This is a genomic window from Brachybacterium sp. GCM10030268, assembly GCF_042666305.1.
In the GTDB taxonomy this organism is placed as follows: Bacteria; Actinomycetota; Actinomycetes; order Actinomycetales; family Dermabacteraceae; genus Brachybacterium.
Map to the genome: position 1 here is coordinate 21,484 of NZ_JBHTCW010000010.1, position 21,555 is coordinate 43,038.

The window sequence follows — 21,555 nt, forward strand, 5'->3', positions numbered from 1 at the left end:
CGCAGCGGCGGACCCCACGCCCTCGGTCCGCACGCTTCCGATCCGCACGGTCGGCGCGGTTCCGTGCCGGCGCCCCGCGACCCATAATGGCCGCATGAGTGACTCGACGAAGCGCGTACTGATCACCGGAGCGACCGGGGGCGTCGGCTCCCACCTGGCGGAGGACCTGAAGCAGGACTACGACCTGGTGCTGCAGGGCCGCAGCGCCGAGAAGGCCCCGCCGGGCACCGAGCTGCAGGTCGCCGACCTCGCCGAGTACGACAAGCTGGTGGCGATGATGGACGGCGTGGACACCGTGGTGCATCTGGCCGGCGCCGCCTCCCCCGAGTCCAGCTGGGATCTGGTGCTGGAGGCGAACCTCATCGGGCTGCGCAACGTCCTGGAAGCCGCTCGTGAGGCCGGGGTGCGCCGCATCGTCTTCGCCTCCTCCAACCACGCGATGGGCATGTACGACCGCCACGAGGAGTGGCCGGTCTACCCCCATCAGATCCAGCGCGGCGATTCCCTGTACGGCGTGTCCAAGATCTTCGGGGAGGCCCTGGGCCGCTTCTACTACGACGAGCACGGCCTGGACTTCATCGCACTGCGCATCGGCTGGGTCTCGGAGGATCCGCTCGAGGCCGACGAGGACGTCCTGCGCGCCATGTGGCTGAGCCCTTCCGACTGCGCCCGCGTGGTGCGACGCGCCATCGAGGCCGAGGTGCGGTTCGGGCTGTACTACGCGATCTCCGACAATCCCAACCGGCGCTGGTCGCTGACCAACACGACCCTCGAGCTGGGCTACCGTCCCCAGGATTCCTGGACGGATCTGACCGACACCCCGGAGAAGGTCGTCGAAGGCGGAGCGGACGTCCGCGACACCTGGCCCCAGGGGTCCTGACGCTCCTCGCCGCTGCGGGTCGCGCCGTTCAGCTCTTCGTCTCCCCCGCGACGACTGCCTGTGGGTCGAGATCCAGGCGGCGCAGCAGCTGCGCGTTGGCGGCGACCACGATGGTCGAGGCCGACATCAGCAGAGCGCCGACGGCCATCGGCAGCATGAACCCGATCGGGGCGAGCACGCCCGCGGCCAGCGGCACCGCGATGATGTTGTAGCCGGCGGCCCACCAGAGGTTCTGCGTCATCTTGCGGTAGACCGCCGTGGACAGACGCAGGACCGAGAGCACTGCGCGAGGGTCGTCGGAGGCCAGGACCACGCCGGCCGAGGAGATCGCGACATCCGTCCCGGCGCCGATCGCGATCCCGACGTCCGCCTGGGCGAGTGCCGGCGCATCGTTGACACCGTCTCCGACCATGGCGACCGTCCGGCCCTGCCGCTGCAGCTCCTCGACCTTCTCGCTCTTGTGCTCCGGACGGACCTCGGCGAAGACCTCGTCGATGCCGAGCTCGCCGGCGACCGCCTCCGCCACCGGACGTGCGTCGCCGGTGATCATCGCGACCCGGACCTCGCGGTCGTGCAGGGCTGAGATCGCCTCTCGCGATTCCTCGCGCACCTGGTCGCGGAGGCCGAGGGCGCCGGCGACCTGACCGTCGAGGACCACGTGCAGCACGGTGTCGCCGCGATCCGACCACTGGTCGGCCTGTGGCATCGGTTCGAGCCGGTTCTCCTCGAGCAGCTTCGGGCCGCCGACGGCCACCGCTCGTCCGCGGATGTCGGCGGTGACGCCGACCCCGGTGGAGGCGCGGAAATCCTCGGCGCGGGGCACCTCGAGCTCCCGCTCCCGGGCGGCGGCGATGATTGCGCGCGCCAGCGGATGCTCGCTCTCGGACTCGGCCGCCGCTGCCAGTGCGAGGAGCTCGCCGTCGTCCCCGTCGATCGCCTCGAGGTCGGCCAGGGCGGGTTCACCCCTGGTCAGGGTACCGGTCTTGTCGAACAGGACCGTGTCGACCGTGCGCATCCGCTCCAGGGCCGCACGGTCCTTGATCAGCACCCCGGCGCGGGCGGCGCGCTCGGTGGCGATCGAGACGACCAGGGGGATCGCCAGGCCGAGGGCGTGGGGGCAGGCGATGATCAGCACGGTGATCGTCCGGGTGAGCGCGAGGTCCGGGCTGCCGGCGAGCGTCCACACGATCGCGGTGAGGAGCGCGGCGCCGAGCGCGAACCAGAACAGCAGGGCGGCGGCCCTGTCGGCCAGCAGCTGTGCTCGCGTACTCGAGGACTGTGCGTCCGCGACCAGTTTCTGGATGCCGGCCAGCGCGGTGTCGTCACCGACGGCGTCGATGCGCACCGTCAGGGCGCTGTCGGTCGCGACGGTGCCGGCGACCACCGTCGCGTCGGCCTCGCGGTGGACGGGCTGGGATTCGCCGGTGATCATCGATTCGTCGACATCGGCCTCGCCGTCCACGACGGTGCCGTCGGCCGGTATGCGCCCGCCCGGACGGACCCGGACGTGGTCTCCGCGCTGGAGCTCCGAGGGGGCGACCCTGACCACATCATCGTCTCCGACCAGCTTCTCCGCCTCGTCGGGCAGGAGGGCGGCCAGGGAGTCCAGGGCCGAGGAGGTCTGGGCGAGGGAGCGCATCTCCAGCCAGTGGCCCAGCAGCATGATCACGACGAGGAAGGCCAGCTCCCACCAGAAGTCCAGTTCGGAGGAGAGCAGGCCGAGGCTGGCCCCGAGCGAGGCGACGAAGGCGACGGTGATCGCCATGCCGATCAGGAGCATCATCCCGGGGGTGCGGGAGCGGAGCTCCGAGACCGCTCCGGTCAGGAACGGCCTGCCGCCCCAGAGAAAGATGATCGTGCCCAGCACGGGCGGCACCGCGGCCAGGCCCGGGAGGGCCGGCAGGGTGTAGCCGATGAGGTCGGCGAACGTGCGGCTGAGCAGGACTGTCGGGAGGGAGAGGACCAGGCTGATCAGGAACAGCCGACGGAACATCGCGACGTGGTCCTCATGCCCGCCGTGCCCGCCGTGGCCCTCCTCATTCCCGTGGCCTCCGTGGTTCCCGTGATCCTGGTGATCCCCGTGGTGCTCGCGGCTCCCGCGGCTCTCCTGGCTCTTGTGCTCGTCGTGGCCGCCGGACCCGTGATGGGCTCCGCTGCCTCCGTGGGACCCGTGGCTGTCGTGCTCGCGCAGATCTGCCCGGGCATCGCCATCGGGAGTCGGGACGCTGCTCATCGTCATGTCCTTCCTGATCGACGCGGACCTGCAGGGCGGTGGGTCGTGCTGGGCGGCGGCACGGCGTCGAAAGGCGTGACGGCGTCGGACCGCCGGCCGCGACGACGCCACCGTACCCCCCAGGGGTATCGTAGGCAACGGCCCCGAAAGGTCTCGCACCCGGCAGGAGCTGGCGCCACGCTCCGCGCGATCAATCTCGTCACGCTTGACCTTTCATACCCCCCAGGGGTATAAATCGTGGAGAGACGACCGCCGGCCGGAGACCCCGTCGGCGCCCGAGAACACGAAGGAGAGCCTCATGAGCGCGACCGCGAGCCGATTCCAGGTCACCGGAATGACGTGCGGACATTGCGAGATGTCGGTGCGTGAGGAGGTCGGCGAGATTCCCGGGGTCCAGCACATCGAGGTCAGCCACGAGACCGGCGACCTGGTCGTCACCTCGGATCAGCCCGTCGAGGACGGCGACGTCCTCGCTGCGGTCGAGGAAGCCGGCTACTCCGCGACCCGGGCCTGAGAGCCGAAGCCTGGCGAACCGACCGGTCACCCGGCACGACCGGACGCCCGAGTCGACCACACCTCCCGTATTCGAACCCGCCTCCCGAGAGAGGACCCCATGCCCACGTCACCGTCCCAGCTGCCCCTCGGCGCCGATATCGAGCTCGAGATCGGCGGGATGACGTGCGCCTCGTGCGCCAACCGGATCGAGCGCAAGCTCAACAAGCTCGACGGTGTGACCGCCTCGGTGAACTATGCGACCGAGAAGGCGCGAGTCACGATGCCCGAGGGCTACTCCCCCGAGGATCTGGTGGCCGAAGTGGAGCGGACCGGGTACACCGCGACGCTTCCGCAGCCCGCGGCCGCCGACGAGGACCCGCACGGCGAGAAGCAGCAGGATCCGGAACTCGCTTCGCTGCGACAGCGGCTGATCGGATCGGTGGTGCTCTCGGTGCCGGTCATCCTCCTGGCGATGATCCCGGCGCTGCAGTTCACCTACTGGCAGTGGGCCTCGCTCGCCCTGGCCGCCCCCGTCATCGTCTGGGCCGGCTGGCCGTTCCACCGTGCCGCCTGGGTCAACCTCCGCCACGGCGCGGCGACCATGGACACGCTGATCTCGGTCGGCACCGCCGCGGCGTTCCTGTGGTCGCTGTATGCGTTGTTCCTGGGCTCGGCAGGCATGCCCGGCATGAGGCACAGCTTCGAGCTGAGCATCGCGCCGTCCGACGGGGCGGCGAACATCTACCTCGAGGTGGCCGCCGGGGTCACGATGTTCATCCTCCTGGGCCGTTACCTCGAGAAGCGGTCCAAACGACAGGCCGGTGCCGCACTGCGGGCCCTGCTGGACATGGGCGCCAAGGACGTGGCCGTGCTGCGAGGCGGCGAGGAGAGCCGCATCCCGGTCTCCGAGCTGGCCGTGGGCGATGAGTTCGTGGTCCGTCCCGGCGAGAAGATCGCGACCGACGGCACGGTGGTCTCCGGGCGCTCCGCGGTCGACGTCTCGATGCTGACCGGCGAAGCGGTCCCCGTCGAGGTGGGCGAGGGTGACGACGTCACCGGAGCCACCGTCAACGCCGGCGGCCGTCTGCTGGTGCGGGCCTCGCGGGTCGGCTCCGACACCCAGCTGGCGCGGATGGCCGCGATGGTCGAGGAGGCGCAGTCCGGCAAGGCCGAGGTCCAGCGACTGGCGGACAGGGTCTCGGCGGTCTTCGTCCCCGTCGTCCTCACGCTCGCCGTCCTGGTGCTGATCGGCTGGCTCGTCGCGGGGTTCCCCGTCGAGGCCGCCTTCACCGCCGCCGTGGCGGTCCTGATCATCGCCTGCCCGTGCGCGCTGGGCCTGGCCACCCCGACCGCGCTGCTGGTGGGGACCGGCCGCGGCGCCCAGCTGGGCATCCTCATCAAGGGCCCTGAGATCCTCGAGTCCACGCGCCGGGTCGACACCGTGGTGCTGGACAAGACCGGCACCGTCACCACGGGCACCATGACGCTCCTCGACGTCGTCCCCGCCGCCGGCGTGGACCGCGCGGAGCTGCTGCGCCTGGCGGGTGCCGTCGAGGACGCCTCCGAGCATCCCATCGCCCGGGCGATCGCGCGCGGCGCCGCCGAGGAGATCGGCACGCTGCCCACGCCGGCCGAGTTCGAGAACCTCGAAGGCCGCGGCGTGCGCGGCACCGTCGAGGAGAAGACCGTGCTCGTCGGTCGCGAGGGCCTGTTCGCCGAGCCGGTCCCGGGCGAGAGCTCGCACGGGCTGGATGCCGGGCTCCTGGATCCTGCCCTCACCACCGCGAAGGCCGACGCCGAGCGTCAGGGCCGCACCGCCGTGATCGTCGGCTGGGAGGGACAGGCGCAGGGAGTCCTCGTCGTCGCCGACACTGTCAAGCCCACCAGTGCGGAGGCGATCCGCTCGCTCCGCGCGCTGGGACTGACACCGATCCTGCTGACTGGGGACAACCGCGCCGCCGCGCAGCAGATCGCCGCGGAGGTCGGCATCGACGAGGTGATCGCCGAGGTGCTGCCTCAGGACAAGATCGACGTGGTCTCCCGCCTCCAGAACGACGGCAAGGTCGTGGCGATGGTCGGTGACGGCGTCAACGACGCCGCCGCGCTCGCCCAGGCCGACCTGGGCCTGGCGATGGGCACCGGCACCGACGTCGCGATCGAGGCGGCCGACCTCACGCTGGTGCGCGGAGATCTCCGCAGCGCGGCCGACGCCATCCGCCTCTCCCGGCGCACCCTCGCCGTCATCAAGGGCAATCTGTTCTGGGCCTTCGCGTACAACGTGGCGGCCATCCCACTGGCCGCGCTGGGGCTGCTGAACCCGATGCTGGCGGGGGCGGCGATGGCGTTCTCCAGCGTCTTCGTGGTCATCAACAGCCTGCGCCTGCGCGGCTTCGCGGGTCGGGCCGGGGACTCGCTCCCGGCGTCTCGCTGAGCGAGCGCTCAGGTGGCCCCAGCTGCCGCTGCGCGTGCGCTCTGCATCGCGGTGCCGGCACGGCGAAGGCCCCGCCGGGATGCCGGCAGGGCCTTCGTGGTGAGGATCGGGCGGGCCCGGTCCGGGGGTCACGTCATCGCGGAAGCCGATGAGCGTTCCCCGCTGAGTCTCGGGCTGCCCCTCAGTTGGGGCTCGTGTTGTCGGTCCCGCCGAGCTCGCGGAGGAACCGATGGCATTCCTTCGCACGCTCGGCGTCCTGTTCCATGACCTTCTCGAAGAAGGCTGCGATCTCCTCCTGCTCCGCATTTCGCGCATCGCGCACGTACTGGCCGTAATCATGGCCGGCCTTGAGTGCGTGGTACTGCACGGAGATCAGGTCGAACGTGACGTCGTCGAAACCAGTCTGTCCAGCAGGCATGCATTCCTCCTTCAGATCGGCCGGAGGGCGCACCAGGCGATTCACCTCCAGCGACGTGTCACCGGTAAACCCGGCTGATACAGGCTTAACACCGCCGCCGGGAACGGACAAGCCCCGCCCCGCGAATCGAGGTCACAGGCCTTGCCGAGTGGTCAGTGCCTGCTTGTTCGCGAAAGCCATCGGGTGGCCCCGGCGTTCTCCGACTCCCCCGGGGCGCGCCGTTCTCGGGCGGTCTCATCGACATTCCACAAATCCGCAGCGCCTCACGGCGAGGGCATTCCGCCGTTGACGTTCAGCGTCTCCCCCAGCACGTAGCTGGACTCCGGGGAGGTGAGGAAGACGTAGGCCGGGGCCAGCTCGGTGGGCTGACCGGCGCGGCCCAGCGGCGTGCTCTTGCCGAACTCGGGCAGGGCCTCCTTGGGCTGCCCGTCGGAGACCTGCAGCGGCGTCCAGATCGGCCCGGGCGCCACACCGTTGACGCGGATGCCGCGCGGGGCGAGCTGCTGGGCCAGGCCCTTGGTGAAGTTGTTGATCGCGGCCTTGGTCGAGGCGTAGTCGATCAGCGTCTCCGAGGGCTGGTACGCCTGGATGGAGGTGCTGTTGACGATCGTGCCCCCGGCGGGGAGGTGCTTCAGAGCAGCCTTGGTGATGCGGTACATCGCGTGGATGTTGACCTCGTAGGTGCTGACCCACTGCTCGTCCTCGAGATCCTCGAGGCTCTCGATGGCGATCTGGCGCCCGGCATTGTTGACCAGGGCGTCCAGGCCTCCGAGCTCGCGCACGGCGTCCTCGACCAGCTGGGCGCAGAACGCCGCGTCGGAGAGATCACCGGGCAGCAGCACCGCCTTGCGACCGGTCTGCTCGATGACGCCGGCGACGTGCTCGGCATCCTTCTGCTCGGCCGGAAGGTAGTTCATGGCCACGTCCGCGCCCTCGCGGGCGAAGGCGATGGCGACGGCGGAGCCGATGCCGGAGTCGGCGCCGGTGATCAGTGCCTTGCGACCCTCGAGACGGCCGGTGCCGCGGTAGGTGTCCTCACCGCGGTCGGTGCCGGGGATCAGTTCGGCGTCGAGACCGGGTTCGGGCTGGTCCTGCTTCGGCGGCGAGACGTCGGGGAAGCGGTCGACGGGATTGACGAGTGCGAGCTGGTCGTTCGAGGCCATATGGATCCTCTCCTCGGTGCGGTTCATCTGTGCGTGACGGCCACGGTGTGCGTGGCCGCCGGTCTGGGAGGCCCGATGGGCGGTCGCGGGACGCTGCTGTGGGACCACGTGCCGGACCGCAGGTGGCCGCCGGCTCGGGCCCGGCCGCCGGTCGCGAATCAGCTGGACGGTGCGGCGCCGGAGGGGTCGAGGACGACTTTGATGCACCCGTCGTGCTTCTTCTGGAAGAGGTCGTAGCCGACGGGTGCTTCCTCGAGCGGCAGGCGATGGGTCACCAGGTCCCCGACGCCGAGCGGATCGGCGGGGTCCTCGACCAGCGGCAGCAGGTCATCGGTCCACGAGCGCACGTTGCACTGGCCCATGCGCATCTGGACCTGTTTGTCGAACATGGTCAGCAGCGGCATCGGGCTGGCGGTGCCGCCGTAGACGCCGGACAGCGACACGGTCCCGCCCCGGCGGACGAGGTCGATCGAGGTGTGCAGGGCGGCGAGGCGGTCGACGCCGGCGCGCTCCATCATCGGCCCGGAGATCGCCTTGGGCAGCTTCGCGACGAGCGAGTGGGCCAGGCCCGCGAACGGGCTCCCCTCGGCTTCCATCCCGACCGCGTCCAGCACGGCGTCGGGTCCGCGGCCACCGGTCTGCTCCCGGATCTCGTCGACGGTGTCCTCGCCGAGGTCGAACACCTCGATGCCGTGACGCTCGGCCATGGCGCGACGCTCAGGAACGGGATCGACGCCGATCACACGAGCACCGAGATGGCGCCCGATCCGCGCGCCCAGCTGGCCGACGGGACCCAGCCCCATCACGGCCAGGGTCCCGCCGTCTGGCACGTCGGCGTACTTCACGCCCTGCCAGGCCGTGGGAAGGATGTCGCTGAGGAAGAGGTAGTTCTCGTCGGGCAGCTCCGCACCGACCTTGACCAGCCCGTAGTCGGCGTGCGGAACGCGGAGGTATTCGGCCTGGCCGCCGGGGACCTGTCCGTACAGCTTCGAGTAGCCGAACAGGGCCGCCCCGGAGCCGTACTCCGTGACCTGGGTGGTCTCGCACTGGGACTGCAGCCCGCTCGAGCACATGCCGCAGTGGCCGCAGGCGATGTTGAAGGGGACCACGACGCGATCACCGGGCCGGACGTGAGTGACGTCCTGGCCGACCTCCTCGACGATCCCCATCGGCTCGTGGCCGATGACGTCCCCGGGGCTCATGAACGGGACGAGCACGTCGTACAGATGGAGATCGGAGCCGCAGATCGCGGTGGAGGTCACCCTGATCACCGCGTCGGTGGGCTGCTGGATCGTGGGGTCGGGGACGTCCTCCACGCTCACGTGCTCGGTACCCTGCCAGGTCACTGCTCTCATGATCGTGTCCTCGCCTCGATGTCATCCGTGCGGAGATCTCCACGGTAGAGGCCTGGGGCGTTCACGTCCGCAGGGTCGACCGAAAGGTCTGGGTCGGCGGCAGCTCCGGCACCGGCGCGACCACCACGTCGTGGACCTTCCAGTCCAGGTCACGGATCCGATCGCGAAGCTCCGCGCAGTTCCCGGCCCCTCCCCCATGCTGCTCATGGGGGACGACGAACACCTCGGCGTGGAAGACGTGGCCCTCGTCGCGCACCCGAGCGCGCGCCTCGCGCACCCATGGCGCCGCTTCGGCATGCTGCTCGATCTCCAGGGTCAGCGGGTGCGGCTCGGAGTCGTCATAGGTGCGAGCCTCGGTGTCGGTGAGACCGCCGATCGAGGAGCGGAGGTTCTTCAGGCCGTCGCGGAGGATCGAGACGGAGACGATCAGTGCGCCCACCGAGTCCGCCCACCACAGGCCCAGGCCCACGCCCAGCACACCGCCGATCGTCGCGACAGCGGTGGTCCAGTCCGCCTTGTTCATGTCGGCGTCGGCGAACAGCACCTTGTCGTGCAGCGGCTCGGACAGCTTCAGCTTCATCCGGCCCAGCACCACCGGTCCGATGCTGGTGACGGCCATGACGGCCACCATCAGCCAGCCCGACCAGATGCCGTGACCGGCGATCACGGTCAGCCCCATCGGGGGTCGCTCGACCGTGACCAGCGTCTTGACCGAGTCGATGGACAGGTACGCGCCCATCACCAGCAGTGCGAGCGCAGCAACCAGATGGGCGACCCCGATGGAGCGGTGGAATCCGTAGGGGTGCAGGCGATCGGGCTGCTTGCGAATACGGCGGGTGGCGATCAGGAAGGCGATCGGGGGCAGCAGAGAGAGCATGTCCTCGGCCCAGGCCGCCCGCATCGCCTGGGACTGGCCTGCCACGAGGGCCACCAGGGCGACGGTGGCCGACATCCACGCCAGCGTGATCCATTCCAGGCGGATGGCGCGCTGCAGCGCCTTGCGCTGCTCCTGGCCCATCGCATCGCGGCCCGAACCGGTGTCCTCCTCGCCGCCTTCACCATCATGCTCGCTCACAGCTCACCAGCCTCCTTCGCGAGGAACCGCTCGAGATCGACCATCAGGGCATTCTCACCGGGCTGTACACCCATCACGATCTTCACCGTCTTGCCCTCGGGACCCTCGGTGGTCGTATAGGGCCGGGTCAGGGCGATCTTCGAGGACCAGGGTGCCTTCGAGGACAGACCGCCGACGACGAGGTCGAGCTGGCCGGCCTTCATCTTCTCGGCAAGGGTGTTCTCCCCCGCCGGCACCCAGGTGATCTCGGCGTCGATGGACTCGGCGTACTCGCTCACCAGCTCCACCTCGGAGCCGCTGACCTCACCCTCGGGACCGACCTCGGTGAACGGCGGGTTCTCGCTGATCCCGACGCGCAGCTCACCGCCGGTGGCGCGGTCGAGCGTTCCCTGCGCGTCTGCGGGGAAGTGGCCCTGGCATCCGGTCGCGGCGATGACCAGCATCCCGATGAGGACCAGGAATCGTGTGATCCGTGTGCTCAGCATGAAATCTCCTCCGATGCGGCCGGTCATGCCCCGACCGGCCCTGCACCGGGACACTGTAGGCACACCACGGCCGCTGCTGCGTCCCTCAGCGGCGGGACGGACCGGGAGGTAGATCCACGAGCCGGGTCCACGCACCGCGAGGCCCGCACCGGAGCGAGGGCTCGCCGGACGCACGCCCGCCTCCGACGCGCCCGGTCAGGCCGCGTCGGAGGCGGGCGCCGTGGGGTCGTCAGTCGGTGTTGCGGCCGGTGAGCTTGTCGCGCAGGCGATCGACCATGCCGACGCCCGGGCCGACGGACTTGTGGAACAGCTCCGAGTGCGGTGCGTTCGGGTGCGGCCGGGTCGGAGCGGCCTGCTTCGCCTTCTCGACCTTCTCCGCCATCTCCACGAGCTCCCCCTGGGGGATGTTCTCCCGCAGCTTCGGGAACTGCTCGTCCTCCTCGTCGTGGACGTGGTGGTCGAGCTTGTCCTCGAAGGTCTTGATGAGGTCGAGGAACTCGGCGCCGGAGGCGTCGACGTCCTCGAGCTGCTTCATCACGTCGACGAGCTCGTCGTGCTCCTGCTTGTCGTGCTCGACCTCTTCGTCGCCGCCGGGGACGTGCTTCTGCACCGCGGGGTAGACGATCATCTCCTCCGCCACCGAGTGACGCATGACCTCGGCGATCACGGTATCGGCGGTGTCCCGGCGCTCCTGCGGGTCGGGGTTTCCCTGGATCTGCCGCAGCAGGTCCAGCATGGCGTGATGGTCGGCGGTGAGAACGTCGACGACGTCCTGCTGCGAACTCTGCGTCTCGGTCACGGTGTCCCTCCGTCGGGTGGTGTGCGGGCACGACCGGGCCCCGCTGACGGGGCCGGACTCTCGTGGCCGACGCTAACGCCCGTGTGGCGTGAAGAACACCTTCCCGACCCGGCGGTCGTTCGGGCGCAGGCCCATCATCGGACGCACGGGGCGCGGATCGATCGGCGCCGCCCTCGGACCAGGTCGACCTGTAGAGATGCGAAGAGGCCCCACCGATCCGGTGGGGCCTCTCTCGCGGGTGCGCCATCAGGGACTCGAACCCCGGACCCGCTGATTAAGAGTCAGCTGCTCTAACCAACTGAGCTAATGGCGCGAACAGATGAAGACTTTACCCGCTCATCCCCTCACGTCCAAGGTGGGCGGGCGCTCTGTGAGCGAGCGAACAGGTCACCGGCTGGTTCCGCCTCGTACAGACGGAGCGGCCGGGCATCCAGGAATCGCCTAGACTCGACCATCCCAGGAATGTCGGCGCGCGAGGGTCCGGTGGACGCTCGGCGGAGGAGGTCGGAGTGAGGATCGCGGTCACCGGTGCCACGGGTGTGCTCGGGCAGGAGGCGGTGGAGGCTCTGGTCGCCGCCGGACACGAGGTCACCGGGATCACCCGCCGCGATTCCGGCGTACCGATCGTCGAGGGACGAGGCGGCGCGGCCGTCGTCGCCGACGTGTTCGACGCCTCCGACCTCGCCCGTGCCTTCCGCGGTCACGACGTCGTCATCAACACCCTCGCCCACGTGCCCGTCGGCATGGCCGGGCTGCGCCCCCTGGCCTGGCGGGAAGACGACAAGCTCCACCTCGAGGCGTCCGTCGCGATCGCCAAGGCGGCCGCCGAGGCCGGCGTGCGCAAGCTGATCCAGGAGTCCACCATCTTCCTGTACCCGGACAACGGGTCGGACTGGATCACCGAGGATCAGCCGCTCAGCGTCCACAACCAGGCGTTCCGCCCGCGGGTGAAGGAGATGCGGGCCGCGGTGGACTTCGCGACCTCCGGTCGCAGCAGCGTGGTGCTGCGCCTGGGCCAGCTGTTCGGCCGTGACCCGCACACCACCTACGCGCTGAAGGCCACCCGCTCGGGGGACCCGATCCTGCTGGGCCGGCCCGATGGATACGTGACGCTGCTGCACCACACCGACGCCGGCCGCGCCTTCGTGGCGGCCCTGCGCGCGGACAGCGGCTTCTACAACGTCGGCGGGGAGCCGATCCCCCGTCGGCGCTGGGCGAAGGACCTGGCCATGGAGGCCGGTGTCGATCAGCCCGCGAAGTTCTACCCGGAGATCACCCAGGCGATCGTCGGCACCCGGCTGGACACGCAGCGGCGTTCGCTGCGCGTCTCCTCGGTGCGCTTCATGTCGGAGACCGGATGGTGGCCGACGATCGGCCCCTCGACCCCGGGCTGGTCCCGCCGCTGACGCGGCCCGATCGGAGCCTCGATATCGGACGCCTCCGCCGTCGTGGCCGGAGCCGGTCAGAGCGTCCGCACGACCCGCGCCGGGCTGCCGACGGCGACGCTGCGGGCAGGGACGTCCCTGGTGACGACCGCTCCCGCCCCGATCACGGAGTCCGCGCCGATGCTGACTCCCGGCAGGATGGTCGCGCCTCCGCCGATCCAGACGTTGTCGCCGACGGTGATCGGCTCGGCCGCCTCCCATCCCTGGCGACGCGGCTCGGGTTCGAGCGGGTGGACGGGAGTGAGCAGTTGGATGTTGGGCCCGAGCTGACAGTTGTCACCGATGCGTATCTCGACCACGTCCAGTGCCGTCAGGTGATAGTTGACGAAGGTGCCCGCACCGATATGCAGGTTGCTCCCGTAGTCGAGGTACAGCGGGGCTCGCACATGCGCGCCCCTGCCGAACGTGCCGAGAAGATCACCGAGGATCTCCTGGGCTGTGTCGGGGTCCTCGGCGTAGTCGCGGTTGAAGCGCGCCGAGAGGGCCAGTGCCCGGCGATAGGCCGTCTGGATCGCAGGATCATCGGCGAGGTACCAGTCCCCGGCCCTCATCTTCTCCAGCGGGGAGCGCTGGTCGTTCTCGTCGACATGGAAGCTCTGCATGATCCGAGCCTAGGCGGAAGCAGCGAGCGGTCGTACCGGTCGGGATGCTCCGCGCGGCCGGCACGGCACCGGGGTCAGCGCGGCAGGCGCATCCCCAGGCTCGGCGCGGAGTCCACGAAGCCCAGGGAGCGGTAGAGCTTCTGCCCGGGTGGATCGGCGAGCAGGGTGATGTACGGATTCGGCGGCGCGGCGGCATCGATCCGGGCGATGAGCTCCTCCATCACGGCGCGGCCGAGGCCCTGACGCTGATGGTCGGGGTCCGTGGCGATGTCGGCGAGGTGGAAGTACCAGGTGCCATCGCTCAGCACCCTGCCCATCGCGGCGAGGGCGTCGTCGTCGGTGCGCACGGTGGTCCAGGCCCAGCTGGCCCTCAGCGCACCGGCGGCCTGTGCATGGGTGCGTGGGCTCAGCCCGACGATCTGCCGCAGGCGCACGTACTCATCGCTCGTGGGCGGCTCGTTCAGGAGGCGGTACCCGGAGGGGAGGTCGACGTGGTGGTGCTCGCCTGGTGCGGAGTGACGTTCGGGCATGCTCCGATCCTGCCATCCGCGATCCCGCGATCTGCGGGCACCGGTGCAGCTCGGCCGGGTCACACCGGACACAGGCACGCACTGCCACCGGCACTCGCTGGGATCGGCGCATGGCGGTCTCGGCGATACTCGTGGGATGAGCGCTCCGTCCACTCCCCCGGCCGACGATTCGCGCTGCCCGTGCGGCACCGGTGACACCTTCGGTGCGTGCTGCGGGCCCGTGCTGAGCGAGCGGCGGCGAGCAGCCACGGCGGTGGCGCTGATGCGCTCGCGGTACACGGCCTTCGCGATACGGCACGTGGACCATCTGCTGCGTACCTGGCATCCCACCCGGCGCCCCGACCGCGGCGACCTCGCGGAGTCCGTCGCGGCCGACGTGCGATGGCTGCGGCTGGAGCTCGGTGAGACGACCGGGGGCGGCCCGTTCGACCGCGAGGGGACCGTGGAGTTCACCGCCATCGCGCGCACGCCACAGGGCCGCCAGGAGCAGCACGAGGTCTCCCGTTTCGTCCGGGAGGACGGCAGCTGGCTGTACGTCGACGGTGCGCTGTAGAGGCAGCCGTCGAGGCTGCAGAGACTCATCGGCGCCGGCCGCGCGGGGCGGCCGGCGCCGAGTGCCGGATATCAGCGGGTCGGGCCCGGTGGTCGGGCCGGTTCAGCGACGCGCTCTGCGGGCCTGCTTCGCGCCGTGCTTCGCGGCGGCACGCGTCTTCCGCGCAGCGCGGTCTGCCTTCGTCCTGACGGGTGCGACCGTGGCGGCCGTCGTCGCCTTGGCCTTCCCCGTGGTGCGAGCAGCCTTCTTCGTCACGGCCTTCTTGGCACCGGCGACGTCACGCCTGGCCGCCGCTGTCTTCTTCGTGGCCGCTGTGCCGGCCTTCTTCTGCGCCGCCTCGGGCGCCTTCCCGTCGCCGCCGGACAGGACGATCGCCGCCGTGACGCCTGCACCGATGAGGACCACGCCGATGACGCCGCCCGCGATCGCTACCGGGAGCGTCACGGGGGTCTTCTCGTCACCGGCGGCGGAAAAACCCTTCATCGAACCGACGAGTTCGTTCTTCCAGCGGGTGACCGCGTTCTTGGGGTTCACACGGTCGACCAGCTCATCGATGTCCGACGCGAGGTTGTCCTGCCGGCGATAGGCCTCGTCGCGCATGTCGTCCAGGCTCTTCTTCTTGGCCACCACTGCCTCCGGGGGGTCGTCAGGGCTTGATTGCGCCGATCGTATCGCGAGCAGGCGTGCCGCTCGGAATCCTCCGCCGCGTGACTGGTCAGCCGAGGGCGCGGGTCAGCCGCGGGTGCGGGCGAGGAAGTCCTCTGCCCCACCGACGAGCTCGATGTGCCCCGTCGGAACGTCCGCCGTGGCCATGCGCGCGACCTCGGCGGCGAACTCCTCGACCGAGTACAGCTTGCCGGCGGCCTCGCGGCGCTGCTCCAGGGCGCCCGGGCGGGCACGGTTCAGCAGGGTCGCGGTGACGGTGCCCTCGATCATGTCGCCGGAGACGACGACGAAGGAGACGCCCCGGGCGGACATCTCGTCGATCCGTGCGGTCAGCGCGGTCTCGCCGGCGCGCTTGGAACGCGCGACCTGCTCGTACTCCGGCATGGTCTCGACGTCGTCGATGAAGTGCGCCTGGTGGCTGGTCACGAAGACCACCCGGCCGCCGGTCGAGAGGTGCTCGAGGCCGGCGCTGAGTGCGTCGTTCTGGGCGTCGCGGTTCAGGCGCATCGCGTAATCCTCGCCGAGGTCGGCCTCCATGCCGCCGGAGGCGTTCAGGACCAGCAGGTCCAGGCTGCCGTAGGTGTCGACCGCGGCCTGCATGAGGGCGCGCACGCCCTCGGTCTCGGTGAGGTCGGCGCCGACGGCGATTGCCGAGCCGCCGGCCTGCTCGATCTCGCCGACGACCTTGTTGGCGCGGGGTGCCTTCTGGCGGTAGTTGATGACCACGTTGGCGCCCTGCTCGGCGAGCAGCTTCGCGGTGGCGGCGCCGACTCCGCGGGAGGATCCGGTGACGACGGCGGTCTTGCCTGCGAGGGCGCTCATGAGCAACTCCTGTGATGATTCGTGGTGAGGATTCGAGATGACGAGGGGCGAGCGGCCGCACCCTCCGGGGACGGGCCGAGTGCATCGCGCCACCAGCTCCCCGAGCCTACCGGAGCATCCCCCGGTGGCCGATAAGCTGGGCGGGCGCGCGAGTGGCGGAACTGGTAGACGCGCTGGATTTAGGTTCCAGTGCCTGAGGGCGTGAGGGTTCGAGTCCCTTCTCGCGCACGCAGCCTTTCGTCTCTGACCTCACACTTCCCGACTGCAGTCGGGACTGCACAGGCGTGGTGGGCACGGAATGGGCACTGCACCCCCTGGGGTACGACCGCGATGGGCACTCATGGTTGTCTGGCCCTCGCGGCATGCTGGCCCCCATGAGCGACCTCGCTGTCTTCTCCGCGCATCAGGCCGCCGTGCGGATCGTGCACGGGCTGGTGAACCAGTATCAGCTCACGGTCGAGGGCCCGATGCCCGTTCGGTGCACTCCAAGCTCGACACGACGTTGCCTCAGTGAGCCGGGGCCGATTGCAAATTAATTGCTGGTGAACGGGTTTGAATGCCGACGCGCTGGGATCTGCGTCGGTGCCTGAACGGGTTGGGATCAGAGGATGGATCCGTTGTTATCGGACATAGCAACTCCCGGGCATCAGCAGGGTGCCGCGGGGTGCCATGTCGGACTGCTTTGTGGCGTGGTCTTGGGTTGCTGCGGGACGAGCGGAAGGTGGGGGCAATTCGTTTCGCCCCCACCTTCCACTGCTACGACGCGCGGTAGCTGCTAGCCCTTCTTCCCAAGGGCGGGCAGTGAGCGCTGCTCCTCGAGCTTCATAGCGACGCCCAGCACGAAGAATGTTGGCGCCCATTGACCGACGAATAGCCCCCAGCGGTCGGCCTGAGCGCGCGAGTCACTGGACTTCATGGCGGACATTGTCCACTGGGCGACCGTCAGGCCGATCGACGCAAAACCAGCGGTGTACATATGATCCGACCTCAGCCCGAGGTCGCTCAGCATTTTCAGCATGATGTTCTCCATTCAGTGTGGTGGTGCGGTGTCAGACGGGCGGGCCATATTGCTTGTTCAACGCGCCTGTCGCGGCCCGGTGGCCTACTCGACCAGGTTGAGCCGTTCCGCGGTGCCATAGAGACGCAGAGCGGGTCGGTGGGCTCAGGCGTCGAAACCCTCTCGATTACCCGTCGTGCTGGGTCGCGGTGACGGCGCGGCCTGGTCGACGGCGAGGGAGGAACGACAGCGCGATCATGGTGACGCCGAGGACGAAATGGAGCCAGTTATCGGCGGTGTTCAGCGGCACGAAGTTGGCCATCGACTCCTCGCCGATGACGAGGCCGTAGATCCACAGCACCAGGTAGACGATGCCGCCGATCAGCAAATAGAGGCGGGCGAGTGATGCGCGGCTGGCTAGGGCGACCCCTGCTACGCCGTACAGCAGGTGCACGACGTTGTGCAGGATCGAGACCTGGAAAATGCCCAGTAGCATCGCTTCAGAATGATGCCCCGCAAACTGCATCGAGCCGACGTCGGTGGTCAGGCCGGGGATAAACCCGGCTATCCCGACGAGGAAAAACACGACACCGTACACCAGAGCCGCGATCTGTACTGGAGTACGGCCGAGATCATTCACAGTGGGAGAGCGGTCAGGGGTATTCATCAACAATCCTCCGATCGCGTGAGCCTCGCTCAGGTGCCGCGAGGGCACGAGAAGCGTGACGTCTACGGGAGCTTCGATGACAGCGAGTGCACACTGATCATCCTGTCGACTGCGTGTACTGAGTCACAACCTAGCCCCAGGTGGGCGGTGGGCTCAAAGGAGCCGACCGATCGGAATGAAAACGAGCCGGAAGACTGGAGATCCGGGGGCGGCCGGGAGACCTCACTGCAAGCCGACAGGGTCCAGGTCGTTGCCCTTTGGGTGGACGCACGAGATCACGTGCTGGAATCGTCCAGCGGCGGCCCCTCGGGCGAGCCAGTACGCCTCGATCAGTAGCAGCACAGCACCGAGCACTACGATCGCCCAGACAAGCAACATCGTCAGTGCCCCTACGAGTGCGGGATCCATGACGCGATCATAGCTCCACCACGCAGAACACCCCCCCTCTCCCGGCGGGGGTTCGGAGAGCGGGGGCTTCCCGGAGGACGACTCGGTCGTCGAGGGGGGAGACGAGTCGCACCCGCAAGAACGGCTCCGTCCTCACCGCTCTGCTGGTGCCTGATCATCGCTGGAAGGGACTGCTGCACGGATAGGTGACAGTTGCGGTGTTATGCCGCCAGGGTGACGGTCGGGTTCATGATGGTCTCGTATTCGATGGGGGTCAATCGGCCCAGGCGGGCCTGCCGGCGGCGTCGGTGATAGGTGCGTTCGATCCAGCTGATGATCGCGATCCGGAGCTCCTCGCGGGTCCGCCAGCGACGCCGGTTCAGCACGTTCTTCTGCAGTAGAGCAAAGAACGATTCCATGGCCGCGTTGTCCCCGGCGGCACCGACTTGGCCCATCGATCCGATGAGGTGATGACAGTTGAGAGCGCGCACGAACTTCCGCGCCCGAAACTGCGACCCGCGGTCGGAATGCACGATGCATTCCACTGTGTCACCCCGTCGCGATGCGGCGCTGTCCAGGGCGTTCACTGCGAGGCGGGCTTTCATCCGCGAGTCCATCGAGTAGCCGACGATCCGCCCGAAGAACGCGTCTTTGATCGCGCAGAGGTAGAGCTTGCCCTCATCGGTGGGGTGCTCGGAGGGGGCACCTCCCGCTTGCGGGAGAATGTCGGTCAGCCACAGCTCGTTGACGTCATCGGCGGTGAAGTCCCGCTTGACGAGGTCATCGTGCACGGGCGGGCCCGGCCTCTTGCCATTCTTCCCCCGCTTTTCCCGAAGGCGGAGTACCACTGATTGTCCCGGCAGGTCCTCCACGCGGTCCGCTCACAGACGACCTCGCCACGCTCGGCCGCTTCACCGGCGAGGAATCTGTGCCCGAACTCGGGGTCGTCGCGGTGCGCGTCGAACAGCGCGTTCGCACGGTAGGCCTCGATCAGCTCGGTCTCGGTGACCTGTTGTTTCCGCCAGCGGTAGTAGGGCTGGCGGGAGAGCTTCAGCACCCGCAGGGACACCGCGACACGGATCTTGTCGGCGGCGAGCTCGCTCACGAGCGGGTAGAGCCTTTTGACGGCAGGTTCGCCTGGGACAGCTAGGCCGCTGCGTGGCGGAGGACCTCGTTCTCCTGCTCCAGCAGCCGGATCCGCTTACGGGCATCACGCAGCTCGGCCGACTCCTCGCGGGTCTTGCCGGGCCGGTTGCCGTCCTCGATGTCGGCTTGGCGCAGCCATTTCTGCAGCGTCATCTCGTGGACGCCGAAGTCCTTGGCGATCTGCGCGATCGTGACGCCGTCCTCGCGGGACCGGGCCACTCGCACGACATCGTCGCGGAACTCCTGGGGATAGGGAGCGGGCACGGTGCACATCCTTCCTGGCCGCCCAGCGGGCAAGCCAGATCAGATGTCACCTATCCGTGCAGCAGTCCCGTGCGGCAGTCCCAGCAGTGCGTCACTATCGCCCGATTGGGTGATGCTGATCGACCTTGATGGCGGATGTTCCGGTGCGTCGCTTGCCTCAAAGTCTAGGAGCGACGTCCGTTGTGTCGCTGCGGCGATCGCGGCATGGTGTACGGCACGGCTCTCATCCAGAAGGAGTTCCACAATGAAGTTGACCGTTATGCAGTTCGTGAGTCTAGACGGGGTCTCGCAAGGCCCAGGCTCGCCGCAGGAGGATCCCAGCGGAGGATTCACACGAGGCGGGTGGCTGGTACCGCACATGGACGCAACATTCGTGGATCAGGCTTCCGACTGGTTGGAGCATGCCGATGCGCTCCTGCTCGGCCGACGCACCTACGAGGCGTTTGCCCGTGACTGGCCCCAGATCACTGATCCCGCGGACCCCTTCGCAGTGCGGATGAACAATCTGCCGAAGTATGTCGCTACGCAGACCCTTGCTGACGGCGAGTGGAATCCCACCACCATCTTGACCGGGGATGTTGAGGCGCAGATCGCTGGCCTCAAAGCCCAACCAGGCCGCGACCTGCAGGTGCACGGTAGCTCGTCGCTGGCCCAGAGCCTATTCTCGGCCGGCCTCGTCGACGAGCTGCGGTTGGTCGTAGCGCCCGTGGTCGTAGGGCAGGGCCGACGGCTGTTCCCCGATGGCGCGGCCCCGCTCGGCTTCGAACTCATGAGCAGCCGCACGACACCTCAGGGGCTGACCATCCAGGTCTTCGAGACGCGGGGGAGGCCGGATTTCGCGGCCTACGAGGGTGTCTCGGCAGTAGGGTGAGTTGTCTCGAAGCCGCTCACGGTGCTCAGTTGCCGCTGAAGATCAGACGATATCGCGGCGCGGATGCACAGCACACCCTCAAGGTCTACGTGCGCGCCATCCGAGAGACCGCGTCGGCACACTACCGCCCCGATCAGATCAGATCAGATCAGATCAGATCAACGCATGGTGTCCTCCACAACTGGATGTGGCAACTTGGGCCCCTGCTCGCTCGCGTGCCTGGACGATCGTGGCCGAGTGGGAGGGCGCGCTCGTGGGTTTCTGCGACCTAACCGACGAAGCCGAGGTGGACATGCTGTTCGTCGCTCCCCGAGTCGGCGGACGCGGCGTCGCCCAGGAGCTGATCGCGGCGGCGCTGGCTGAAGCGCGACGGCGTGGGTGCACGCGTGTCACCACCCGAGCGAGTCGTGGCGCACGAGCTGCCTTCGCGCGGAGCGGCTTCGTGGTTGACCGTGAGAACCGTATCAACATAGTCCGTGGCATCCTGGTGCCAAACTTCGAGATGCATGTCGATTTGAACGGCGCATGAGTTGTGCCGGACACCTTTCGGCAGCCCGGTGACGACGAGGCAGCATAATCGCTGCGACGAGGAGGAAGAATCACATGGAAACGAGTCCTAACAAGCAGACCGTAGAGCGTTATCTCGATGGTTTCCGGCGCACGGATCATGATCAGATCTTGGCCTGCTTGACCGATGACATCCGTTGGACGGTATTTGGCGCTTTCGTACTGGAAGGAAAGGCTGCCTATGATGCCGCCATCGAGGGCCCGGGGTTTGCTGGAGACCCCGAGCTGGAGGTGGTGCGGATGGTGGAAGAGCACGAGACGATCATGGCTGAGCTTCGGGGGCGTGTGCCCCAACCGGATGGATCGATGAAGCGGTTGGCCATGGCAGAGGTCTTCGTGATGCGAGAAGGTCTGATCTGTGAGCGCCGGGCCTGGGTCGTTCCGCTGGCCGAGGGGGACGTCTGGTGAGTGTGGCACCCGAACTCTCCGGCGCGCGATTGTTCGCAGGCTTGGCCGTGAGCGACCTCGATGTCGCTGAAAGCGGGTTCGAGGCGTTCTTTGGTGCTCCGGCATTCGCGCCGAATGAGACCGGGCGCGTCTGGACAATGTCTGATCTATGTCACATCTACACCGAGCTCGATCCAGAAGGTGCGGGGCGCTCTCGAGTCACGCTCTTCGTCGAGGATCTGCCGGGCTTCACCGCTCGTGCGGCTCGCTACGGTCAAGTCCCGGGTAGTGGTGTAGCGGTCCTTCGATGAGAGGGG

Annotated in this window: 23 protein-coding genes, 2 tRNA genes and 1 pseudogene; 10 read left to right on the top strand and 16 right to left on the bottom strand. The window is 68.6% G+C overall.

Annotated elements, in window-relative coordinates:
• Positions 1-94 precede the first annotated feature (94 nt).
• Positions 95-880: an NAD-dependent epimerase/dehydratase family protein gene (locus tag ACFQRD_RS13210; protein ID WP_377017530.1), complete on the top strand. Its 786-nt coding sequence runs from the start codon at positions 95-97 to the stop codon at positions 878-880.
• Between the two features lie 28 nt (positions 881-908).
• On the opposite strand, the gene ACFQRD_RS13215 is transcribed toward ACFQRD_RS13210, so the two are convergent.
• A complete protein-coding gene (locus ACFQRD_RS13215; RefSeq protein WP_377017528.1) occupies positions 909-3,113 on the bottom strand; it encodes a heavy metal translocating P-type ATPase in 2,205 nt (734 codons plus the stop codon).
• A gap of 298 nt (positions 3,114-3,411) precedes the next feature.
• On the opposite strand from ACFQRD_RS13215, the gene ACFQRD_RS13220 reads away from it, so the two are divergent.
• Together ACFQRD_RS13220 and ACFQRD_RS13225 are read left to right on the top strand one after the other, a co-directional pair.
• The gene (locus ACFQRD_RS13220; protein ID WP_377017526.1) at positions 3,412-3,627 is read left to right on the top strand and encodes a heavy-metal-associated domain-containing protein; all 216 of its coding nucleotides are present in this window, start codon (positions 3,412-3,414) and stop codon (positions 3,625-3,627) included.
• A 99-nt stretch (positions 3,628-3,726) separates the two neighbouring features.
• A complete protein-coding gene (locus ACFQRD_RS13225; RefSeq protein ID WP_377017524.1) occupies positions 3,727-6,039 on the top strand; it encodes a heavy metal translocating P-type ATPase in 2,313 nt (770 codons plus the stop codon).
• Positions 6,040-6,220: 181 nt separating this feature from the next.
• Here ACFQRD_RS13225 and ACFQRD_RS13230 read toward each other — a convergent pair whose 3' ends face one another.
• From ACFQRD_RS13230 to ACFQRD_RS13260, 7 genes are all read right to left on the bottom strand, one after another.
• Positions 6,221-6,457: an acyl carrier protein gene (locus ACFQRD_RS13230; RefSeq protein ID WP_377017522.1), complete on the bottom strand. Its 237-nt coding sequence runs from the start codon at positions 6,455-6,457 to the stop codon at positions 6,221-6,223.
• A gap of 263 nt (positions 6,458-6,720) precedes the next feature.
• The gene (locus tag ACFQRD_RS13235; RefSeq protein WP_377017520.1) at positions 6,721-7,620 is read right to left on the bottom strand and encodes an SDR family oxidoreductase; all 900 of its coding nucleotides are present in this window, start codon (positions 7,618-7,620) and stop codon (positions 6,721-6,723) included.
• A gap of 158 nt (positions 7,621-7,778) precedes the next feature.
• The gene (locus tag ACFQRD_RS13240) at positions 7,779-8,975 is read right to left on the bottom strand and encodes a zinc-dependent alcohol dehydrogenase (RefSeq protein WP_377017518.1); all 1,197 of its coding nucleotides are present in this window, start codon (positions 8,973-8,975) and stop codon (positions 7,779-7,781) included.
• Positions 8,976-9,036: 61 nt separating this feature from the next.
• Positions 9,037-9,993, bottom strand: coding sequence for a cation transporter (locus tag ACFQRD_RS13245; RefSeq protein WP_377017623.1), 957 nt, complete (start codon positions 9,991-9,993; stop codon positions 9,037-9,039).
• A gap of 53 nt (positions 9,994-10,046) precedes the next feature.
• The gene (locus ACFQRD_RS13250) at positions 10,047-10,535 is read right to left on the bottom strand and encodes a substrate-binding periplasmic protein (protein ID WP_377017516.1); all 489 of its coding nucleotides are present in this window, start codon (positions 10,533-10,535) and stop codon (positions 10,047-10,049) included.
• 229 nt (positions 10,536-10,764) lie between these two features.
• On the bottom strand, positions 10,765-11,334 hold the full coding sequence (locus tag ACFQRD_RS13255; protein ID WP_377017514.1) for a hemerythrin domain-containing protein: 570 nt from the start codon (positions 11,332-11,334) through the stop codon (positions 10,765-10,767).
• Between the two features lie 239 nt (positions 11,335-11,573).
• Positions 11,574-11,647, bottom strand: a tRNA-Lys gene (locus tag ACFQRD_RS13260).
• Positions 11,648-11,843: 196 nt separating this feature from the next.
• On the opposite strand from ACFQRD_RS13260, the gene ACFQRD_RS13265 reads away from it, so the two are divergent.
• Positions 11,844-12,740, top strand: coding sequence for an NAD-dependent epimerase/dehydratase family protein (locus ACFQRD_RS13265; RefSeq protein ID WP_377017512.1), 897 nt, complete (start codon positions 11,844-11,846; stop codon positions 12,738-12,740).
• Between the two features lie 56 nt (positions 12,741-12,796).
• Here the strand turns inward: ACFQRD_RS13265 and ACFQRD_RS13270 are convergent, their stop codons facing one another.
• Both ACFQRD_RS13270 and ACFQRD_RS13275 read right to left on the bottom strand, forming a co-directional pair.
• Positions 12,797-13,381: a sugar O-acetyltransferase gene (locus ACFQRD_RS13270; protein WP_377804511.1), complete on the bottom strand. Its 585-nt coding sequence runs from the start codon at positions 13,379-13,381 to the stop codon at positions 12,797-12,799.
• A gap of 74 nt (positions 13,382-13,455) precedes the next feature.
• Entirely contained in the window at positions 13,456-13,911 is a 456-nt protein-coding gene (locus tag ACFQRD_RS13275) for a GNAT family N-acetyltransferase (protein ID WP_377017508.1), read from the bottom strand.
• A gap of 136 nt (positions 13,912-14,047) precedes the next feature.
• Between ACFQRD_RS13275 and ACFQRD_RS13280 the strand changes: the two genes are divergently transcribed.
• Positions 14,048-14,464: a YchJ family protein gene (locus tag ACFQRD_RS13280; RefSeq protein ID WP_377017506.1), complete on the top strand. Its 417-nt coding sequence runs from the start codon at positions 14,048-14,050 to the stop codon at positions 14,462-14,464.
• 102 nt (positions 14,465-14,566) lie between these two features.
• Here ACFQRD_RS13280 and ACFQRD_RS13285 read toward each other — a convergent pair whose 3' ends face one another.
• The gene (locus tag ACFQRD_RS13285) at positions 14,567-15,064 is read right to left on the bottom strand and encodes a hypothetical protein (RefSeq protein WP_377804513.1); all 498 of its coding nucleotides are present in this window, start codon (positions 15,062-15,064) and stop codon (positions 14,567-14,569) included.
• Positions 15,065-15,196: 132 nt separating this feature from the next.
• Positions 15,197-15,952 (bottom strand): SDR family oxidoreductase, encoded by a 756-nt coding sequence (locus ACFQRD_RS13290; protein ID WP_377017502.1) that lies wholly within the window; start codon positions 15,950-15,952, stop codon positions 15,197-15,199.
• 146 nt (positions 15,953-16,098) lie between these two features.
• On the opposite strand from ACFQRD_RS13290, the gene ACFQRD_RS13295 reads away from it, so the two are divergent.
• A tRNA-Leu gene (locus ACFQRD_RS13295) sits at positions 16,099-16,180 on the top strand.
• Between the two features lie 547 nt (positions 16,181-16,727).
• Here ACFQRD_RS13295 and ACFQRD_RS13300 read toward each other — a convergent pair.
• The 4 genes and pseudogenes from ACFQRD_RS13300 to ACFQRD_RS13315 all read right to left on the bottom strand — a co-directional run bounded on the left by ACFQRD_RS13300 (position 16,728) and on the right by ACFQRD_RS13315 (position 19,413).
• Entirely contained in the window at positions 16,728-16,868 is a 141-nt protein-coding gene (locus ACFQRD_RS13300) for a hypothetical protein (protein ID WP_377792864.1), read from the bottom strand.
• Between the two features lie 268 nt (positions 16,869-17,136).
• Positions 17,137-17,616: a DUF4383 domain-containing protein gene (locus ACFQRD_RS13305; protein WP_377017498.1), complete on the bottom strand. Its 480-nt coding sequence runs from the start codon at positions 17,614-17,616 to the stop codon at positions 17,137-17,139.
• Positions 17,617-17,838: 222 nt separating this feature from the next.
• Positions 17,839-18,024 carry a hypothetical protein gene (locus ACFQRD_RS13310; protein ID WP_377017496.1) on the bottom strand — a complete coding sequence of 62 codons (186 nt, stop codon included), beginning with the start codon at positions 18,022-18,024 and terminating at the stop codon, positions 17,839-17,841.
• 200 nt (positions 18,025-18,224) lie between these two features.
• Positions 18,225-19,413: pseudogene (locus ACFQRD_RS13315) on the bottom strand (IS3 family transposase).
• 259 nt (positions 19,414-19,672) lie between these two features.
• On the opposite strand from ACFQRD_RS13315, the gene ACFQRD_RS13320 reads away from it, so the two are divergent.
• The 4 genes from ACFQRD_RS13320 (at position 19,673) to ACFQRD_RS13335 (ending at position 21,549) form a co-directional block, all read left to right on the top strand.
• Positions 19,673-20,284, top strand: coding sequence for a dihydrofolate reductase family protein (locus tag ACFQRD_RS13320; protein WP_377804536.1), 612 nt, complete (start codon positions 19,673-19,675; stop codon positions 20,282-20,284).
• A 1-nt stretch (position 20,285) separates the two neighbouring features.
• Entirely contained in the window at positions 20,286-20,813 is a 528-nt protein-coding gene (locus ACFQRD_RS13325) for a GNAT family N-acetyltransferase (RefSeq protein ID WP_377804515.1), read from the top strand.
• Between the two features lie 74 nt (positions 20,814-20,887).
• Positions 20,888-21,259: a nuclear transport factor 2 family protein gene (locus ACFQRD_RS13330; protein WP_377017489.1), complete on the top strand. Its 372-nt coding sequence runs from the start codon at positions 20,888-20,890 to the stop codon at positions 21,257-21,259.
• A 47-nt stretch (positions 21,260-21,306) separates the two neighbouring features.
• Positions 21,307-21,549: a hypothetical protein gene (locus tag ACFQRD_RS13335; RefSeq protein WP_377804517.1), complete on the top strand. Its 243-nt coding sequence runs from the start codon at positions 21,307-21,309 to the stop codon at positions 21,547-21,549.
• The last annotated feature ends 6 nt before the right edge of the window (positions 21,550-21,555 follow it).

Coding starts and splice junctions, on each gene's coding strand:
- ACFQRD_RS13230 (WP_377017522.1), bottom strand. CDS start 6,457: ATGCCTGCTGGACAGACTGGTTTCGACGACGTCACGTTCGACCTGATC.
- ACFQRD_RS13235 (WP_377017520.1), bottom strand. CDS start 7,620: ATGGCCTCGAACGACCAGCTCGCACTCGTCAATCCCGTCGACCGCTTC.
- ACFQRD_RS13320 (WP_377804536.1), top strand. CDS start 19,673: ATGCAGTTCGTGAGTCTAGACGGGGTCTCGCAAGGCCCAGGCTCGCCG.
- ACFQRD_RS13210 (WP_377017530.1), top strand. CDS start 95: ATGAGTGACTCGACGAAGCGCGTACTGATCACCGGAGCGACCGGGGGC.
- ACFQRD_RS13330 (WP_377017489.1), top strand. CDS start 20,888: ATGGAAACGAGTCCTAACAAGCAGACCGTAGAGCGTTATCTCGATGGT.
- ACFQRD_RS13220 (WP_377017526.1), top strand. CDS start 3,412: ATGAGCGCGACCGCGAGCCGATTCCAGGTCACCGGAATGACGTGCGGA.
- ACFQRD_RS13240 (WP_377017518.1), bottom strand. CDS start 8,975: ATGAGAGCAGTGACCTGGCAGGGTACCGAGCACGTGAGCGTGGAGGAC.
- ACFQRD_RS13300 (WP_377792864.1), bottom strand. CDS start 16,868: ATGAAGTCCAGTGACTCGCGCGCTCAGGCCGACCGCTGGGGGCTATTC.
- ACFQRD_RS13305 (WP_377017498.1), bottom strand. CDS start 17,616: ATGAATACCCCTGACCGCTCTCCCACTGTGAATGATCTCGGCCGTACT.
- ACFQRD_RS13225 (WP_377017524.1), top strand. CDS start 3,727: ATGCCCACGTCACCGTCCCAGCTGCCCCTCGGCGCCGATATCGAGCTC.
- ACFQRD_RS13310 (WP_377017496.1), bottom strand. CDS start 18,024: ATGGATCCCGCACTCGTAGGGGCACTGACGATGTTGCTTGTCTGGGCG.
- ACFQRD_RS13285 (WP_377804513.1), bottom strand. CDS start 15,064: ATGCGCGACGAGGCCTATCGCCGGCAGGACAACCTCGCGTCGGACATC.
- ACFQRD_RS13290 (WP_377017502.1), bottom strand. CDS start 15,952: ATGAGCGCCCTCGCAGGCAAGACCGCCGTCGTCACCGGATCCTCCCGC.
- ACFQRD_RS13275 (WP_377017508.1), bottom strand. CDS start 13,911: ATGCCCGAACGTCACTCCGCACCAGGCGAGCACCACCACGTCGACCTC.
- ACFQRD_RS13245 (WP_377017623.1), bottom strand. CDS start 9,993: ATGGGCCAGGAGCAGCGCAAGGCGCTGCAGCGCGCCATCCGCCTGGAA.
- ACFQRD_RS13250 (WP_377017516.1), bottom strand. CDS start 10,535: ATGCTGAGCACACGGATCACACGATTCCTGGTCCTCATCGGGATGCTG.
- ACFQRD_RS13215 (WP_377017528.1), bottom strand. CDS start 3,113: ATGAGCAGCGTCCCGACTCCCGATGGCGATGCCCGGGCAGATCTGCGC.
- ACFQRD_RS13270 (WP_377804511.1), bottom strand. CDS start 13,381: ATGCAGAGCTTCCATGTCGACGAGAACGACCAGCGCTCCCCGCTGGAG.
- ACFQRD_RS13280 (WP_377017506.1), top strand. CDS start 14,048: ATGAGCGCTCCGTCCACTCCCCCGGCCGACGATTCGCGCTGCCCGTGC.